Origin of the sequence: Niveispirillum fermenti (assembly GCF_048066175.1) — a bacterium.
In the GTDB taxonomy this organism is placed as follows: Bacteria; Pseudomonadota; Alphaproteobacteria; order Azospirillales; family Azospirillaceae; genus Niveispirillum; species Niveispirillum fermenti.
Window position 1 is genome coordinate 295,128 of record NZ_JBLTXA010000001.1, and the last position, 17,309, is coordinate 312,436.

14 protein-coding genes are annotated in these 17,309 nt (G+C 65.4%); 2 read left to right on the forward strand and 12 right to left on the reverse strand.

The features are described from left to right. Window positions 1-6: 6 nt before the first annotated feature. From bamA to rpsB, 9 genes are all read right to left on the reverse strand, one after another. Complete coding sequence (gene bamA, locus ACM9LZ_RS01325) at window positions 7-2,340, reverse strand: outer membrane protein assembly factor BamA (protein WP_416617528.1); 2,334 nt, start codon at window positions 2,338-2,340, stop codon at window positions 7-9. A gap of 17 nt (window positions 2,341-2,357) precedes the next feature. Then, window positions 2,358-3,512 (reverse strand): RIP metalloprotease RseP, encoded by a 1,155-nt coding sequence (gene rseP, locus ACM9LZ_RS01330; protein WP_416617529.1) that lies wholly within the window; start codon window positions 3,510-3,512, stop codon window positions 2,358-2,360. Window positions 3,513-3,552: 40 nt separating this feature from the next. Next, the gene (locus ACM9LZ_RS01335; RefSeq protein WP_416617530.1) at window positions 3,553-4,749 is read right to left on the reverse strand and encodes a 1-deoxy-D-xylulose-5-phosphate reductoisomerase; all 1,197 of its coding nucleotides are present in this window, start codon (window positions 4,747-4,749) and stop codon (window positions 3,553-3,555) included. Then, window positions 4,731-5,531 carry a phosphatidate cytidylyltransferase gene (locus ACM9LZ_RS01340; protein ID WP_416617531.1) on the reverse strand — a complete coding sequence of 267 codons (801 nt, stop codon included), beginning with the start codon at window positions 5,529-5,531 and terminating at the stop codon, window positions 4,731-4,733. Before ACM9LZ_RS01340 ends, ACM9LZ_RS01335 begins: the two co-directional genes overlap by 19 nt. Next, the gene (locus ACM9LZ_RS01345) at window positions 5,494-6,234 is read right to left on the reverse strand and encodes an isoprenyl transferase (protein ID WP_416617532.1); all 741 of its coding nucleotides are present in this window, start codon (window positions 6,232-6,234) and stop codon (window positions 5,494-5,496) included. Before ACM9LZ_RS01345 ends, ACM9LZ_RS01340 begins: the two co-directional genes overlap by 38 nt. Before the next feature lie 34 nt (window positions 6,235-6,268). Beyond that, on the reverse strand, window positions 6,269-6,829 hold the full coding sequence (gene frr, locus ACM9LZ_RS01350; RefSeq protein ID WP_416617533.1) for a ribosome recycling factor: 561 nt from the start codon (window positions 6,827-6,829) through the stop codon (window positions 6,269-6,271). A 1-nt stretch (window position 6,830) separates the two neighbouring features. Beyond that, entirely contained in the window at window positions 6,831-7,553 is a 723-nt protein-coding gene (pyrH, locus tag ACM9LZ_RS01355) for a UMP kinase (protein WP_416617534.1), read from the reverse strand. Between the two features lie 118 nt (window positions 7,554-7,671). Next, the gene (gene tsf / locus ACM9LZ_RS01360) at window positions 7,672-8,595 is read right to left on the reverse strand and encodes a translation elongation factor Ts (RefSeq protein ID WP_416617535.1); all 924 of its coding nucleotides are present in this window, start codon (window positions 8,593-8,595) and stop codon (window positions 7,672-7,674) included. Between the two features lie 135 nt (window positions 8,596-8,730). Further along, entirely contained in the window at window positions 8,731-9,504 is a 774-nt protein-coding gene (rpsB, locus tag ACM9LZ_RS01365; protein WP_416617536.1) for a 30S ribosomal protein S2, read from the reverse strand. 302 nt (window positions 9,505-9,806) lie between these two features. On the opposite strand from rpsB, the gene ACM9LZ_RS01370 reads away from it, so the two are divergent. Next, the gene (locus tag ACM9LZ_RS01370) at window positions 9,807-10,376 is read left to right on the forward strand and encodes a hypothetical protein (RefSeq protein ID WP_416617537.1); all 570 of its coding nucleotides are present in this window, start codon (window positions 9,807-9,809) and stop codon (window positions 10,374-10,376) included. A gap of 56 nt (window positions 10,377-10,432) precedes the next feature. On the opposite strand, the gene ACM9LZ_RS01375 is transcribed toward ACM9LZ_RS01370, so the two are convergent. After that, window positions 10,433-11,056, reverse strand: a complete 624-nt coding sequence (locus ACM9LZ_RS01375; RefSeq protein ID WP_416617538.1) for a hypothetical protein — start codon at window positions 11,054-11,056, stop codon at window positions 10,433-10,435. 264 nt (window positions 11,057-11,320) lie between these two features. Here ACM9LZ_RS01375 and ACM9LZ_RS01380 point away from each other — a divergent pair, with 264 nt between their 5' ends. Continuing rightward, entirely contained in the window at window positions 11,321-12,316 is a 996-nt protein-coding gene (locus ACM9LZ_RS01380; RefSeq protein ID WP_416617539.1) for an LLM class flavin-dependent oxidoreductase, read from the forward strand. A gap of 130 nt (window positions 12,317-12,446) precedes the next feature. On the opposite strand, the gene ACM9LZ_RS01385 is transcribed toward ACM9LZ_RS01380, so the two are convergent. Further along, a complete protein-coding gene (locus ACM9LZ_RS01385) occupies window positions 12,447-15,629 on the reverse strand; it encodes an efflux RND transporter permease subunit (RefSeq protein WP_416617540.1) in 3,183 nt (1,060 codons plus the stop codon). A 206-nt stretch (window positions 15,630-15,835) separates the two neighbouring features. Next, a complete protein-coding gene (locus tag ACM9LZ_RS01390) occupies window positions 15,836-17,005 on the reverse strand; it encodes an efflux RND transporter periplasmic adaptor subunit (RefSeq protein WP_416617541.1) in 1,170 nt (389 codons plus the stop codon). Window positions 17,006-17,309: the final 304 nt, after the last annotated feature.

Consider the following 17,309-nt stretch of genomic DNA (forward strand, 5'->3'; position numbering starts at 1 on the left):
CCCCCGTCAGAACCGGGTGCCGAAGCTGAACTTCAGCGTCTCGGTCTGGTCATAAGGCTCCTTGGCGATCGGGTAGGCCAGATCCAGGCGGATCGGACCGAACGGCGACTTCCAGGACACGCCCACGCCGGCGGACATGCGGATCTTGGCGCTGTCATAGAACACGTCGCCTTCGCCCGGCTTCTCCTTGGCCGCCGTCAGGGTGCCGGCATCGTAGAAGGCATGAGCCTTCACGCCCAACTCGTCCGGCAGGCCCAGCTTGGTGGTCAGTTCCAGGCTCGCACGGCTGAAGATCGTGCCGCCGAGCGCATCGCTGTAGCGCGTATCGTTGATGTTGGGCACGTTGCGGGGGCCGATACCGCCGATCTCGAAGCCGCGCAGCGTGTCGCCGCCGATGAAGAAGCGGTCGTTGATGCGCAGGTCCTTGCCCATGCCCCAGATATAGCCGGCCTCCGTCGTCAGACCCAGAACCACCTCCTCGAACGGCTCCCAATACTGGCCGCCCGTGATGCGGTTGCGCAGATAGCGGGTATCACCGCCGACACCGGCGAATTCGACCGACCACAGGAAGTAATAGCCCGATGTCGGCTCGATGCGGCTGTCGCGGTCGTCATACAGCAACTGGCTTTCCACCGACGACGTGATGGTCGAGCCCATCTGGTCCTGCAGGAAACGGGAGGACCCGAAATAAATATTGTCGATCTTGTTGTGAACCAGCGAGTAGCTGATACGCTGACGCAGCTTTTCCGACAGCGGGAAACCGGCGCGCAGCACCATGCCGGTGCTTTCCAGATCATAGGAGATGGTATCGCGGTTATCGCGCACCACGCGGAACAGATCGACACCGGCCGCCAGGTCGCGGTCCAGGAAGTACGGCTCCGTGTAGCCCAGATCGACCTCGAAGCTGCGCGAGGACAGCAGGGTCGACAGGCGCAGGTCCTGGCCCGTCCCCATCAGGTTGCGCTGACGGATGGAGAAGTCCAGCAGCGCGCCGTCGGTGGAGGAATAGCCGGCACCCAACTGGATTTCACCTGTGGGCTGCTCCTCCACCTCCAGCGTGATGACGGACTGATCGCGGCTGCTGCCCTCGGCCGTCTTGATCTCGACGCCCGATTGCAGGAAATAGCCCAGATCCTTCACGCGCTGTTCGGAGCGCCGCACCTTGGAGATGCTGAACGGATCGCCTTCCACCAGCAGCATCTCACGGCGGATCACCTTGTCCAGCGTGGAGTAATTGCCGATGATGTCGATGCGCTCCACGAAGACGCGCGGACTTTCCTTCAACTCGAACACCAGATCGATGGTCTGGTCTTCCTGGTTGCGCTGCAACAGCGGGTCGATCTCGACGAACGCATATTGCAGGTCGCCCAGACGGTTGGTCAGCGCCGTGATGCTCTCTTCGATCTTGTCGCCATTGTACCATTCCCCGGCATAGGCGGTCAGCGCGCTGTAAAGCGGCTCGACATCCACGTCGGGAATGTCGGAAACGATCTCGATCTTGCCGAAGCGGTAGCGCTTGCCTTCATCCACCGTGATGGTGATGAAGAAATCCTCCCGATCGGGGGTCAGTTCCGCGACGGCCGTCAGAACCTTGAAATCGGCATAGCCGTTGCGCAGGTAATGCCGGCGGATCTGCTCCTGGTCATAGCGCAGGCGCTCGGGATCGTAATTGTCGTTCGAGGACAGGAACCGCCACCAGCGCGACTCCTTCGTGATCATGATGTCGCGCAGGTCGCTGTCGTCGAACACGTTGTTATTGACGAAATTGATCGCCTGCACGCCCGTCATCTGGCCTTCTTCGATCTCGAAGATCAGGTCGACGCGGTTCTGCTCAAGCTGGACGATCTTCGGCTCGATGCGCGCAGCGAAGCGGCCCTTGCGGCGGTAAAGCTCCTGGATGCGCTCCATATCGTTCTGCACGCGGGTCCGCGTGTAGACGGTACGGGGGCGAAGCTGCACCTCCGGGGCGATATCCTCCGTCTTGATACGGCGGTTCCCCTCGAACGCGATGCGGTTGATGATGGGGTTTTCCACCACCGCGATCAGCATCACGCCACCGTCGCGCCGGATCGACACGTCGGCGAACAGGCCGGTCGCAAACAGCGACTTCAGCGACTGATCGATCTTGTCCGGATCGAAATTGTCGCCCACCTGCACGGTGAGATAGGAACGGACCGTCGTCGGCTCGATACGCTGCGAGCCTTCGACACGGATTTCGCGAATGATGCCGCCATCAAACGCCTCCTGGGCCATGGCGCCGGTTGACAGCGCGATGGTGGATGTAGCGGTGGTGCCGCCCAGCAGCAGGCACAGCGCCGCGAACCTGGAAACCGAGACCAACTGTTCCCCCGAAAAGGCTATGACAGGACACCCTTGAAGAAGTCGACGACACGTAGCTGCACAAGGTCATTCCACGTGGCGAAAACCATCAAGGTCAATACCAAAGCCAGACCGACCCGGAAACCATATTCCTGGGCCCTCTCGCCAAGCGGCCGTCCGCGAACGGCCTCCACTGCGTAATACAGCAAATGTCCCCCGTCCAGCATCGGAATAGGGAACAGGTTGATCAGGCCGAGATTGATGGAAAGCACGGCCACGAACCAGATCATGGTCACGAAGCCCGTCTGGGCGACCTGACCCGACATCTGGGCGATGCGGATGGGCCCGCCCAGCTCGTTCGTGCTGCGTACACCCATCACCATCTGCCAGACGGCGTCCAGGGTGCCTTCCGTCAACCGGACCGTCTCCTTGCAGGCTTCCCACAGGGCCGTCAGCGGCGTCTGGCGGCGATATTCATCATTTCCACGCAGCACACCCAGCCGGCCTATCGTGTGGATATTGCCGAACCGGTCCTCCATCTGCTCCGCCCGCGGGGTCACGGTCAGTTCCAGCCGGTCCGAACGGTCCGGATTGGCGGGATCCGGCCGGTCCACCACCATCTGCACGGTGTGCCCCGGATTCATGACGATGACGCCCAGCACATCCTCGAACCGCGGCGTGCTGCGGCCGTCCATGGAGACGATACGGTCGCCCGGCTTCATCCCGGCATCCGCCGCCGCCCCTTCGGGAAGCACTTCCCGGATAATGGGCGGGGTATAGGGCTGGCCATAGATCATGAACATGAAGGCCAGCGCCAGGATGGCGAACAGGAAATTGGCGGCCGGCCCGGCCGCCACGATGGCCATGCGCTGGCCGACCCGCTTGTGGTGAAAGGATACGGCGCGTTCCGACGCCTCTATCTGCGCCACCTGGGCGGAAGGCGTGCTGGCGGCACCGGCGTCGCCGAACATCTTCACATAGCCGCCCAGCGGGATCAGGCTGAACTTCCAGCGCGTGCCACTACTGTCGGTGCGGCCGAAAACCTCCGGCCCGAACCCGATGGAAAAGACCTCGACCCGGACGCCGTTGCGGCGGGCCACCAGGAAATGTCCCATCTCGTGCACGAAGACCAGCACGGTCAGCACGACGAGGAACATGACCCCGTAATTCCAGACGAAGCCCAAGACTTCCATCAAAGCGCCTCCAGGGGCACCGGCACCCAAATCCACCGGCTCAATTTGCGCGACCTAAAACCGCAATTTCGGCAAAGGCGTGGCAACGTGCCTCCGCATCCGCCGCTTCCACCGCCGCCAGAGACCCCGGCGGGGTATGCGGCAGGACGGACAGGCACTTTTCCACCACCCGCGGGATGTCCAGAAAGCGAAGCTCTCCGGCCAGGAAGGCGGCCACGGCCACCTCGTTCGCGGCATTCAGGATTGTAGGGGCCGCCCCCCCGCTTTGCAAGGCGCGTCGGGCCAGTCCCAGGGCCGGGAATCGGGCCATGTCGGGCGACTCGAAGGTCAGCGTGGCCGCCCGTGCCAGATCCAGCCTGTCCCCCGGCGTGGCGATACGGTCCGGCCAGGCCAGCGCCACGGCGATGGGCGTGCGCATGTCGGGCGTGCCCAGTTGGGCCAGCACCGAACCATCGACATATTCGACCAGGGAATGGATCACCGATTGCGGATGGACCAGCACATCGATCCGGTCCTCCGGCATCGCGAAGAGATGGTGGGCCTCGATCAATTCCAGCCCCTTGTTCATCATGCTGGCACTGTCGACGCTGATCTTGGCACCCATGGACCAGTTGGGATGCGCACAGGCTTGCGCCGGCGTCACGTCCCGCATCGCCTCTCGCGTCCAGGTACGGAAGGGTCCGCCCGAAGCGGTCAGCACCAGCCGGGAAATCCGGTCGCGCCGCGCCTCGTCGAACACCTGAAATATGGCACTATGCTCGCTGTCGACCGGCAACAGCGTGGCGCCATGGCGCCGGACGGACTGCATCACAAGGTCGCCGGCACAGACCAGCACTTCCTTGTTGGCAAGCGCGATGGTCGCCCCGCGCTCCACCGCCGCCAGGGTCGGGGCCAGGCCGGCCGCGCCGACGATGGCCGCCATCACCCAATCGGCCGCGGGACGGCTGGCAGCCTCCACCACGGCCGCGGCACCGGCCGCCACCTCGATCCCCGTCCCGGCCAGGGCGTCCTTCAGGTCGGCATAACAGGCATCGTCGGCCGCTACAGCCAGAGCCGGGCGCAGCAGGCGGGCCTGCTCGGCCAGCCGGGCCACATTGCGGCCGGCGACCAGCGCCTCCACCTGGAAACGGTCGGGATATGCTGCCAGCAATTCGACCGTGTTGGTTCCCACCGACCCGGTGCTGCCCAGCACGGTCACGCGGCGGGTTTCCTGCGGCGTCACCAAAATCGCACCCACTCCCCGGCCACCAGCTCGAACAAGGCATAAAGCGGGGCTGCGAACAGCAGCCCGTCGATACGGTCCAGGATGCCGCCATGGCCGGGGATCAGGTTGGAACTGTCCTTCACGCCCACGCGGCGCTTCATGAAACTCTCGAAAAGGTCGCCGGCCTGCCCCGCCACGGCCAGCACCGCGCCGATGCCGGCATAGGCGGCGATCGCCAAGGCGTTCACATGGTGCGGCACATCCGTGGCGGCCGGCGGCACCAGCCAGCCGGGCAGCCAGTCCCCGCTCTGCGCGGCACCGAACAATGCGCCCAGGCCGGCAGCGGCAGCCATGCCGCCGATCAGACCGGCCCATGTCTTCTTGGGGCTGATGCGCGGCGCCAGCTTGGGCCCGCCGATGGACCGGCCGGCGGCATAGGCACCGATATCGGTGGCCCAGATGGCCAGCACCAGGAAAAGGAACAAGGCCAGCCCATAGGGGCCGCTTTCCAGCCGCAGCCAGTACATCGAAACGAACGGCACGATGACATAGACGGGAGCGAAGAGGATCAGGCCGGGCGTGCGGCCGGCCGCGGGGGCGACAAGCCGGACCGTTTCCCACGCCGACAGGCCGGCGAGCGCCAGCAGCAGCAGCTGGAACGGCACCCCGCCCCACCAGACGGCGGCCAGCACCGGGGGTGCCAGCACCAGGGCGGAGATGACGCGCAGCGTCAGGTTCGACCGTGGCGGGCGGGGGGGCGGCATATCGGTCACGGGATCATCGACTTCCGACCGTGGCGCCGAAACGCCGGTCACGCCGGTGATATTCCTGGATAGACGCCTCCAGGTCGCGCTTGGTGAAATCGGGCCAAAGCGTATCCACGAACACGAGTTCGGCATAGGCCAGTTGCCAGAGCAGGAAATTGCTGATGCGCTTTTCCCCGCTGGTGCGGATCATCAGGTCCGGGTCGGGAATGTCGGGAGCGGTCGAAAGCTGGCCGGCGAAACTGTCGGCCGTGATGTCGCCCGGGGTCAGTTCCCCCCGCTCCACGGCCTGCGCCAGCCGGCGGGCGGCATCGACCAGTTCCTGGCGCCCGCCATAGGACAGGGCCAGGACCAGCGTCATGTCGGTATTCCCGGCCGTCACCGCCTCGGAATGGTCGATCAGCGCCTGGATGTCGGCGGAAAGACGGGCGCGCTCCCCGATGACACGCAGACGGATGCCGTTCTTGTGCAGCTTGGCGATCTCCCCCCGCAGATAGAAGCGCAGAAGCTGCATCAGGGTCGAGACCTCGTCGTCCGGACGACTCCAGTTCTCCGTGGAGAAACTGTAGAGCGTCAGGTAGCGCACGCCCATCTCGCGCGCGCCTTCGATCACCTGACGGACGGCGTCCACGCCCTTCTTGTGGCCGGCCGTCCGTGGCAGGCCGCGTGCCGTCGCCCAGCGTCCATTGCCATCCATGATGATGGCGATGTGCGTGGGCGGCGGGGTATAGGCGGGTGTTTCGGGGCCCGGCATGGCTGGCAGGTCCTTAATCCTTCGTCGGGACGGATCAGACCTGCAGGATTTCCTTTTCCTTCGTGGCCAGCGCCTCATCAACCTTCTTGATATGGGCGTCGGTCACGGCCTGGACCTTGTCGGACCATGTCTTCTGCTCATCCTCGGAAAGCTCGCCATCCTTCTGCAGCTTCTTCAGGACGTCCATGCCATCGCGGCGCACATTGCGCACGGCGACACGGGTCTGTTCCGCATATTTGGCGGCGACCTTGGACAGTTCCTTGCGGCGCTCCGAATTCAACTCTGGAATCGGCACGCGGATGGTCGACCCCTCCGTCTGCGGGTTGAGGCCCAGCCCGCTGTCCCGGATCGCCTTTTCCACGGCCTTCACCGTGGAACGGTCGAAAACCTGCACGTTGATGAGGCGGGGCTCCGGCACGGAGATATTGGCCACCTGATTCAGCGGCACGGTCGTCCCATAGGCCTCGACGGTCACCGGCTCCAGCAGGTTGGCGGAAGCGCGGCCCGTGCGCAGACCCGCGAATTCCTTGCGGAGCGTTTCCAATGCGCCGGCCATGCGACGCTCGATATCCTTGATCAGATCGGGAGCGGCCACCTTATGCCTCTTCGGTTATGATGGTGAATTTACCCTGCCCGGCCATCACTTCGGCGAAGCCGCCGTCCTTCTGGATGGAGAAGACAAGGATGGGAATCTTGTTTTCGCGGGCAAGCGAAATCGCCGAAGCATCCATGACCTGGAGGTCGCGCGACAGCACGTCCAGATAGGTCAGACGGTCGTAGCGGATGGCGTCCTTCACCTTCTTGGGGTCGGCGCTGTAGACGCCATCCACCTTGGTGGCCTTCAGCATCGCATCGCAGCCCATTTCGGAGGCGCGGAGTGCGGCGGCCGTGTCGGTGGTGAAGAACGGGTTGCCCGTGCCGGCGGCGAAGATCACCACGCGGCCTTTTTCCATGTGGCGCTCGGCGCGGCGGCGGATATAGGGCTCACACACGCTGTCCATGGGGATGGCCGACTGCACGCGGGTTTCCACGCCGGCCTTTTCCAGGGCGTTCTGCACGGCCAGCGCGTTCATCACGGTGGCCAGCATGCCCATGTAATCCGCGGTGGCGCGCTCCATGCCGGAAGCAGCACCGGAAATGCCACGGAAGATGTTGCCGCCGCCGATCACGGCGCAGACCTCGATTCCCATATCGATGACGGACTTGATCTCATTCGCCATCCGGCTGACGACGTTGGGATCGATCCCGTATTCCCGCTCCCCCATAAGGGCTTCGCCTGAGAGTTTCAGAAGAACGCGCTTGTAACGGGCCTCGGGCACGGGCTTGTCCTTTCGATTGGTCCGATCCGCAAAGGGCGGCCGGGACCGGCCGAAACCGGTCCCAACTCCTCACTGGCAAACAAAGCCGGCGCGTCACCAGCACCGGCTCCGTCCCGCCTCAGCCGGCCATCTTGGCGACTTCGGCGGCGAAATCGGCCTGTTCCTTCTCGATGCCTTCGCCCAGGGCGAAGCGCACGAAGCCGGTCAGGGCCACCGGGGCGCCAGCGGTCTTGGCGGCATTCTCCACGACCTTGCGGATCTTGGTCTCGCCGTCGATGACATAGAGCTGCTCCAGCAGCACCACTTCCTCATAATACTTGCGGATGCGGCCTTCGACCATCTTCTCGATGATGTTCTCCGGCTTGCCGCTCACCCGGGCCTGCTCGACCAGCACGGCACGCTCGCGGTCCAGGTTGGCGGTGGAGACGTCGCCGACGTCCAGCGCCTCGGGACGGGCGGCGGCGACATGCATGGCGATCTGCTTGCCCAGATCGGCCAGCACGGCCTTGTCACCGGTCGATTCCAGGGCGACCAGCACGCCAATCTTGCCCAGCCCCGGAACCAGGGCGGAGTGGACGTAGGAGGCCACGACGCCGTCATTCACCGTCAGACGGGCGACGCGGCGCAGGCTCATGTTCTCGCCGATGGTGGCGACCAGGCTGGTCAGCTCATCGGTGACATTGCGGCCGGTGCCCGGATAGTCAGTGGCCTTCAGCGACTCCAGATCGCCATTGCCGTCCAGCGCAAGCTTGGTGACGGTGGACACGGCGGCCTGGAAAGCCTCGTTGCGGGCAACGAAGTCGGTCTCGGCATTCAGCTCGACGGCGGCGCCGGCCAGGCCATTGGTGGCAACGCCAACCAGGCCTTCGGCGGCCACGCGGCCAGCCTTCTTGGCGGCGGCGGCAAGACCCTTCTTGCGCAGCCAGTCGATCGCGGCTTCCAGGTCGCCGCCCGTCTCGGTCAGCGCCTTCTTGCAATCCATCATGCCAGCGCCGGACTTCTCGCGCAGGTCCTTCACGAGCGCAGCGGTGATCTCGGCCATTTTCGCCTCTCTATCGTCGGAATGTGACGGGTCAGGATAAATCTTGCTGGGGCCGGCGCAAACGGCCAACCCCGGACAGCACAACGGCCGGACCGCACCCGGACAGGGTCGCGGCCCGGCCGTCGCACATCAAACTCAGGCCTCGGCCGGGGCTTCTTCCGGCACGACCTCGACGGGGGCCTCTTCCTGGCTGCCGATATCGATGCCGGCGGCCGACATCTCGGCCTGCAGGCCGTCCAGCACGGCGCCGCTCAGCAGCTCGCAATAGGTCTCGATGGCGCGCAGCGCGTCATCGTTGCCCGGAACCGGGAAGGTGATGCCATCGGGATCGGAGTTGCTGTCCAGGATGGCAACGACCGGGATGCCCAGCTTGTTGGCTTCCTGGATGGCCAGGCTTTCCTTGTTGGTGTCGATGATCACCAGCAGGTCGGGCAGGCCGCCCATGTCACGGATACCGCCCAGCGCGCGCTCCAGCTTGTCGCGGTCGCGCGTCATGTTCAGCAGTTCCTTCTTGGTGCGGCCGGAGCCCTCACCCACGGAAAGCTGCTCGTCCATGTCCTTCAGGCGGCGGATCGACTGGGAGATGGTCTTCCAGTTGGTCAGCATGCCGCCGAGCCAGCGATGGTTCACATAATACTGGCCGCAGCGCTTCGCCGCCTCGGCCACCTTTTCCTGGGCGGCGCGCTTGGTGCCGACGAACAGGACGCGGCCGCCGCCGGCGACAACGTCACGCACGGCCTGCATGGAGCGGTGCAGCAGCGGAACGGTCTGTTCCAGGTCGATGATATGCACGCCGTTGCGCGCACCGAAGATGTAGGTCGACATCTTCGGGTTCCAGCGACGGGTGTGGTGACCGAAATGGACACCAGCTTCCAGAAGCTGGCGCATGGTGAAAGTGGGCATAGCCATAGGAAAACGTCCTTTTCCGGTTTGTCCTCCGTGGGCGACGTCGCCCTGGCACCTGCCAGGCCGACACCGGATCGATGGAAGGCCCCTGTCCGGGGGAAACTGTCCCCTGATAAAAGCCATCGCACCGCAAGCCCACGTGTGGGATTAACGACGGGCGGTGGAATACCCCAGCCGTGCCGGCATTGCAACCCCGCTCCAGTATCCGCTTTGCGCGTCGGCCATGTCTTGGCAGGGGGGCCGGGCTGTCATATGGTCCGCGCCCGCGGGTTGACCCCGATTTCCGACACCCCATGTAGCAGCGCATGAACGCCCCCGTCCGCCCGTCCAATGCCTCGCCCGATCTGTTGACGGGCTTTCTGCGACTGAATGCCGGCGGGCGCGATCCCGTCACCCCGCTGTGGCTGGAAGCCGATGGGTTGCCGGAGGTGCCGCGGCGCCTGCTGGCCCATGACCATGGCATGACGGCAACGCTGGAAGCCTTCTGGGGCGAGCGGATGCGCCTGGAGGTGCTGCATACAGAGGAGATCGACGGGCTTCTGCGCCGCCATGTGCTGCTGTCGGGCGCCGACCGCGGCATTCCCGCGGAACTGGGCCTGATCGAGATCCGGCTGGAAGCGCTGCCGCCCGGCGCCCTGTTCGCGGTGAGGCAACGGCGCATCCCGTTCGGCGCCATCCTGTCGGCCTGCGGCACCGCGTTCCGCAGCCAGCCGGCCGGGTTCCTGCGCCTTGTCGCCGACGAGTCGCTGGGCCGCCTGCTGCGTGTGACACCGGGCAGCCCCGTCCATGGCCGGGCCACCACCCTTTACGCCCATGATGATGGGCGCCTGCTGGCCAATGCCGTCGAACTGCTGAGCGGACATCGGCCGGGTTGAGGGACCCGGGTGAGGGGCCGGCAGCGCATGGCCCCTGCCCGCCCGTTCCAGATCGGCTATCGCCGCAACACCACGGCCGCGGATGCCACGCCGAAGCCCAGCGACACGGCCGCCACCGCCAGCAGCAGCCAATAGACCTGCCGCACCTCCGCCAATGCCCCGGCGGTATGGACGCGGAATTCATCGATCACGGGATCGTTGGCACGGGCCGCCGGCACCTCGTTGGCCAGCACTTGGGTCTGTTGCAGATACCAAAGCTGCGACACGGGCTCCCCCGCCCGCATCGCGGCGACCACGGCCGCGACTCCATTGGCCAGATTGTCATGCGCCAAGCGCAACTGCCGGGCCTTCTGCTCGTTCATGGGGGCCAGCGCCTGCTCCAGCCGGGCAGCCAGGCGGCGGAACTCCGGAATGCGGGTGTCCACGCGCGCGGCCGTGGCGTCGCGCGTGCGCTCATCGAAGATCAGCAGGAGGACGTCGCGCTGCAAGGCACGGCTGGTGGAGCGCAGTTCGGTGGCCGTGGCGAACACCTCCTGCCCGCGTTCCTGCGCGCGCAGCGCCGGCAGGCCGAGCATCAGGGTCGCAGCCAGCAAGGCCACGATCACGGGGACGAGACCCGCCGCCAGCGCCGGCAGGATGCGGCCGCGCGGTTCTTCCAGATCCCAATAGCGATTGGTCATTCAACAAACTCCCGGGAACTTTGAGATCAACTGCCTTTTCGTTCTTTTCCCGGACTGTCGCATGGGCCGGCAACAAAAAGCGACTGCTTATCGACCCTGGCGGCGCGGCCATGCCTGGCCACAAGCCACGGGCAGGGTCGCAGCGGGAACCTGGAAGACCCATATGGGAGCAAGGGCCCATTCTGGTCCGGAACCGATCGACGTCACGGCGTCCCGCCCGCAAGGCGGGGCCATAACAGGGCTGCGGGCAAACATCCCGCAGATATGACATTGGCAGAACTCTCCATCCTGGAACTGGGACGGGTGCGGCAGGGCGGGACACGGCGCGCGGCGCTGGACGAGGCCCGGACCCTTGCACAACATGCCGAGAACTGGGGCTACAAGCGGCTCTGGGTCGCCGAGCATCACAATATCCAGACCGTGACCACGGCCGCCACGGCCCTGGTCATCGCCCATGTCGCGGCCGGCACCTCCACGATCCGGGTCGGCGCCGGCGGCATCATGCTGCCCAACCATGCGCCCTATGTCATCGCCGAGCAGTTCGGCACGCTGGAAACATTGTTCCCCGGCCGCATCGACCTGGGCCTTGGCCGCGCGCCGGGCACCGACCCGTTGACCTTGCGCGCCCTGCGCCGGGATCCCGCCAACGCCGACAATTTCCCGCAGGATGTGCTGGAGCTTCAGGCCTTTCTGGCGCCGGCCGGCCCCGGCCAGCGGATCGAGGCCGTACCGGGTTCCGGCACCAATGTGCCCTTGTGGATCTTGGGCTCCAGCCTGTTCGGAGCGCATCTGGCAGCCGAACTCGGCCTGCCCTACGGTTTCGCCTCGCATTTCGCGCCGGGCGCGCTGGATCAGGCGCTGTCCGTCTATCGGACCCGCTTCAAGCCGTCCGACCAGCGCGACCGGCCCTATGCGCTGGTCGGGGTGAACATCATCGCCGCCGATACGGATGAGGAAGCCCGGTTCCTGGCGACCTCGCAGCAGATGTCCTTCACGGATCTGGTGCGCGGGGGCCGCAAGCTGACCCAGCCGCCCATCACCGACATCGAAACCTATTGGACCAATCCGCGGGAAAAGGCGCAGGTGCAGCAGATGCTGGCCTGCAGCATCGTGGGGGGGCCGGCCACGGTGCGGCGGGGGATCGAGGATCTCCTGACCCGCACGCAGGCCGACGAACTGATGATCGTCTCCGACACGTTCGATCCGGCCAGGCGGCTGCGTTCGTTCGAGATCATTGCGGAGGTTATGCGCGGCGCCTGACAGCGCCCCATCATAAGGGAACGGCAAAAGGCCCTGGGCATCCGCACCGATGCCCAGGGCCTTTTGCCATCACGATCCCGCAGGTACCGCCCGGCGCCGGTGACGGCCACCGGGCGGTACCCCCATCCGGTCAGTCGCCGGCCGCCGCCATACCGGCCGGGATGGACGCGGCCGCCCGTTCCTGACGGCGGGCACCGGCCATGTAGCGCAGAAGCACATAGAAGACCGGGGTCAGCATCAGCCCGAACAGCGTGACGCCCAGCATGCCGAAGAACACGGCGATGCCCATGGCGTGGCGCATCTCCGCGCCGGCCCCGGTGGAGGTGACCAGCGGCACCACGCCCATGATGAAGGCGATGGACGTCATCAGGATGGGGCGCAGGCGCAGGCGGCTGGCCTCGATCGCGGCCTGGACAACGGTACGGCCGTGCATTTCCAGTTCGCGGGCGAATTCCACGATCAGGATCGCGTTCTTCGCCGACAATCCGACAAGCACCATGAAGCCGATCTGGGTGAAGATGTTGTTGTCCCCCCCGGTCAGCCAGACACCGGCCAGGGCCGACATCAGGCTCATGGGCACGATCATCAGGATGGCCAGCGGCAGGGTCAGGCTCTCATACTGGGCCGCCAGCACCAGGAAGACCAGCAGGACCGAGATGGGAAACACCCACAAGGCCGCGTTGCCGGCCAGGATCTGCTGATAGGTCAGGTCGGTCCATTCGAACCTGATGCCGCGCGGCAGCACCTCCGCCGCGATGCGCTCCGCCGCCGCCTGGGCCTGGCCCGACGAATAGCCGGGCGCCGGCCCGCCATTGATGTCGGCAGCAGTGTAGCCGTTGTAGCGGACCACCATTTCCGGACCATAACTCTGCGTCACCTGCACCAGCGACGACAGCGGCACCATGACGCCCTGGTCGTTGCGGGTCTTCAGCAGGCCGATATCGTCGGCATGGGCCCTGAACGGCGCATCCGCCTGGACCCGCACCTGATAGACACGACCGAACGTGTTGAAATCATTGACATAGAGCGAACCCAGATAGACCTGCATCGTCTCAAACACATCCGTGACCGGCACGCCCAACTGCTTAGCCTTCACCCGGTCCAGGTCGACATCCAGTTGCGGGACATTGATTTCATAGGAGGTGAAGGTCGGCCCCAGTTCGGGCGTCTGCGCGGCGCGGGCCACGAAATCGTTGGCGGCCTTGGCCAGTGCCTCGTACCCCAGCGACCCGCGATCCTCCAGTTGCAGCTTGAAGCCGCCCAGCGTGCCCAGCCCCATGACGGGCGGCGGCGGGAAGACGGCCACGAAGGCTTCCTTCACGCCGTTGAACTGCTGTTGCAGGCTGGCGGCGATGACATCGGCCGACAGGCCTTCCTTCTGCCGTTCCTCGTAAGGCTTCAGCGTGGTGAAGACGATGCCGGCGGAGGAGGAATTGGTGAAGCCGTTCACCGAAAGGCCGGGAAAGGCCACGGCATTGGCGATGCCGGGCTGCTTCAGCGCGATGTCCGTCATGGTGCGGATCACATCTTCCGTGCGGTCCAGCGAGGCACCGGTCGGAAGCTGGGCAAAGGCGATCAGATATTCCTTGTCCTGGGCCGGCACGAAACCGCCCGGCACCGCGCGGCCCAGCACGAAGGTCAGGCCCAGCAGCAGGACATAGACCAGCATCATGGCCCCCTTGTGCCGGATGACGCCGCCCACACCCTTGCCATAGCTTTCCGATCCCCGCTGGAAAACGCGGTTGAAGCCCCGGAAGAACCCGCCCAGCACCTTGTTCATGCCGCGGGTCAGCCAATCCGGCTTGTCGTGATGGCCCCTCAGCAGCAGGGCGGACAAGGCCGGCGACAGGGTCAGTGAGTTGAAGGCCGAAATGACGGTGGAAATCGCGATGGTCATCGCGAACTGCTTGTAGAACTCGCCCGACAGGCCGGACATGGCGGCCAGCGGCACGAACACGGCCACCAGGGTCAGGGCGATGGCGATGATGGGGCCGCTCACCTCCTGCATCGCTTTATAGGTCGCCTCGCGCGGGGACAGACCTTCGGAGATGTTGCGCTCCACATTCTCCACCACGACGATGGCGTCATCGACCACGATGCCGATGGCCAGCACCATGCCGAACAGCGACAGGGCATTGATGGAAAAGCCGAACAGCAGCATCAGGGAGAAGGTGCCCACGATCGAGACGGGCACGGCCAGCAGCGGGATGATGGAGGCCCGCCAGGTCTGCAGGAACACGATCACCACCAGCACGACCAGCGCGATGGCTTCCAGCAGCGTGTGAATGACCGCGTCGATGCTGGCCTGCACGAAGCGGGTCGGATCATAGACGATGGCATATTCAACGCCGTCGGGCATGTCCTGCTGCAATTCCGCCATCACCTCGCGCACGGTTTCGGAGATGGCGAGCGCATTGGCGCCCGGTGCCTGGTTGATGGCGATGGCCACGGCCGGCTTGTTGTCCAGAAGCGAGCGCAACCCGTATTGGGATGCCGCCAGTTCCACCCGCGCCACGTCACGCAGATAGGTGACGGCGCCATCGGCCGTCTTCAGGACAATGTCCTGGAACTCCTCCACCGACTTCAGCCGGCCCTGGGCATTCACGGAAAGCTGCAGGGGTGCGTCGGGAACGGACGGGCTGGCGCCGATCACGCCGGCCGCGACCTGCACATTCTGTTCGCGTATGGCGTTGACGACATCATTGGCCGTCATGCCGCGCTCGGCGACCTTCTGCGGGTCCAGCCAGACCCGCATGGCATAGTCGCCCGACCCCCACAGCAGCACCTCGCCCACGCCGGAAATGCGCGCCAGCCGGTCGCGCACGTTCAACACGGCGTAGTTGCGCAGATAGGTCATGTCATAACGGTCGTCCGGCGAGCGCAGATGCACCACCATGGTGAGCGTCGGGGAGGACTTGACCGTCGTGACGCCCAGCCGCTGCACATCCTGCGGCAGGCGGGGCAGCGCCTGGGCCACGCGGTTCTGCACAAGCTGCGTGGCCTTGTCCGGATCGGTGCCCAGCTTGAAGGTCACGGTCAGGGCCATGTTGCCGTCGCTGTTGGCCTGGGACTGCATGTAAAGCATGTCCTCCACGCCGTTGATCTGTTCCTCCAGCGGCGAGGCGACGGTTTCGGCGATGACCTTGGGGTTGGCGCCGGGATACTGGGCGCGCACCACCACCGATGGCGGCACGACCTCCGGATATTCGGATACGGGCAACTGGAACAGGGCGATGAACCCCGCCAGGAAGACGACCACCGACAACACGCCCGCGAAGATCGGGCGGTCGATGAAGAAACGGGAAATGTTCATGGGAGCCTCGGTCCGCGAACAGGGCGCGGATTGGATTGGGCCTGGATGAAAGACAAGACGCCCCCGTCACCCTGCCCAACAGGATGCAGATCACGCCGGGACCTGCCCCCTCCCCACCTTCCCCGCGGAAACGGAGAAGGCGGGGCAATGCAAAAGGGGGACAGACGGGTGCCGGACCGAACCTGTGTGAGACGGGGCGGGCGGCGTTACCGGGCCGCCACCTGCGTGTCGGGGCGTTCCATCGCCACCAGCTTGGGATTGATCACATCGCCGGGACGGGCGCGCTGGATGCCGTTGACGATGATCCGCTCGCCGGGGGCCAGCCCCTGCGTCACGATGCGCAATCCTTCCTGACGGCTGCCCAGGGTGACAGGCCGGTAGGCCACCTTGTTCGCCGCATCCACCACCAGCACGAACTTCTTGTCCTGATCGGTGCCGATGGCCCGTTCATCCACCATCACGGCCGCCTGCGGCTCCGACCCGCCCACCTTGATCCGGGCATAAAGGCCGGGGACCAGCATACCGTCGGGATTGTCGAAACGGGCGCGGACCCGGATGGTGCCGGAAACCGGGTCCAGGCGGTTGTCCACGTCATCGATGCTGCCATCGCGCGAATAATCCGCCTCGTTGGCCAGGCCAAGCTGTACGGGCACACCGGCCTTGTCCTTCACCGACGCGATATGGCGCAGATAGGTCTGCTCATCCACATCGAAAGAGGCATAGATGGGGGAAACCGAGACCAGCGTGGTCAGGGGCTGGGATGCCGCCCCGGCTGCCACGACATTGCCGACCGTGATCTCGGCGCGGGAAACCCGGCCGCCGATGGGGGCGGCCACGCTGGTATAGGACAGGTTCAGGCGTGCCACCTCCAGTTCGGCCTCCGCGGCGCGCAGGCTGGCGCCGGCATCGCGGGCGGCGTGCTCACGCTCGTCCAGGGTGCGGCGCGTGATGGTGCTGTCGGCGACAAGCCGGGATGCGCGGTCCAGTTCCGCCTTCGTGAAGCGCACACGCGCCTGGGCGGCCGCCAGTTGCGCCTCGGCCCGCGACAGTTCCGCCCGGTAGGGGGCGGGATCGATCGTGAACAGAACATCGCCCTTCTGCACCAGAGTACCATTGCGGAAATGAACCTGGGTGATGGTGCCGGAAACCCGGGGGCGGACATCCACCCGCTCCACGGCCTCCAGCCGGCCGGAATAGCTCTGCCAGTCCACGACCTTGCGGGCCACGACGGGGGCGACATCCACCTCCACCGCGGCCGGGGCCGCGATGGCGACGGGCGTGTCATCCGCCTGCCCCTGAATGGCGGCGGCGGCGATGACGGCCAACGACACCCCAGCCGCCATCACATAGACCAGCTTGCTGCGCGTGATCGACATTGGGTCAACTCCTGCAAAAATGCGCAGACAAGGGTTTCCCGCCGCCGCCTGCGGGCGGGGGATCACGGAAACGGCCGGCCTGTGGAAGACAGCTCCGCCGTCAGCGCCCGGCATGCCGGACCCCTGGTCAAACGCCTTTGGTTTCGTTTTTGAAAAGCCCCATCCGGCTGGATGAGGCTGCCTCGATTTTCGACTTTACCGGCTTTGCTGCGCCGCCGCTGTGATGGCCGTCGCACCTTGTCGATTTTTTTGGCAACCGATGAAACCCGGAAGATATCGGCTGTCAAAATCCTTTGCCGTTCAA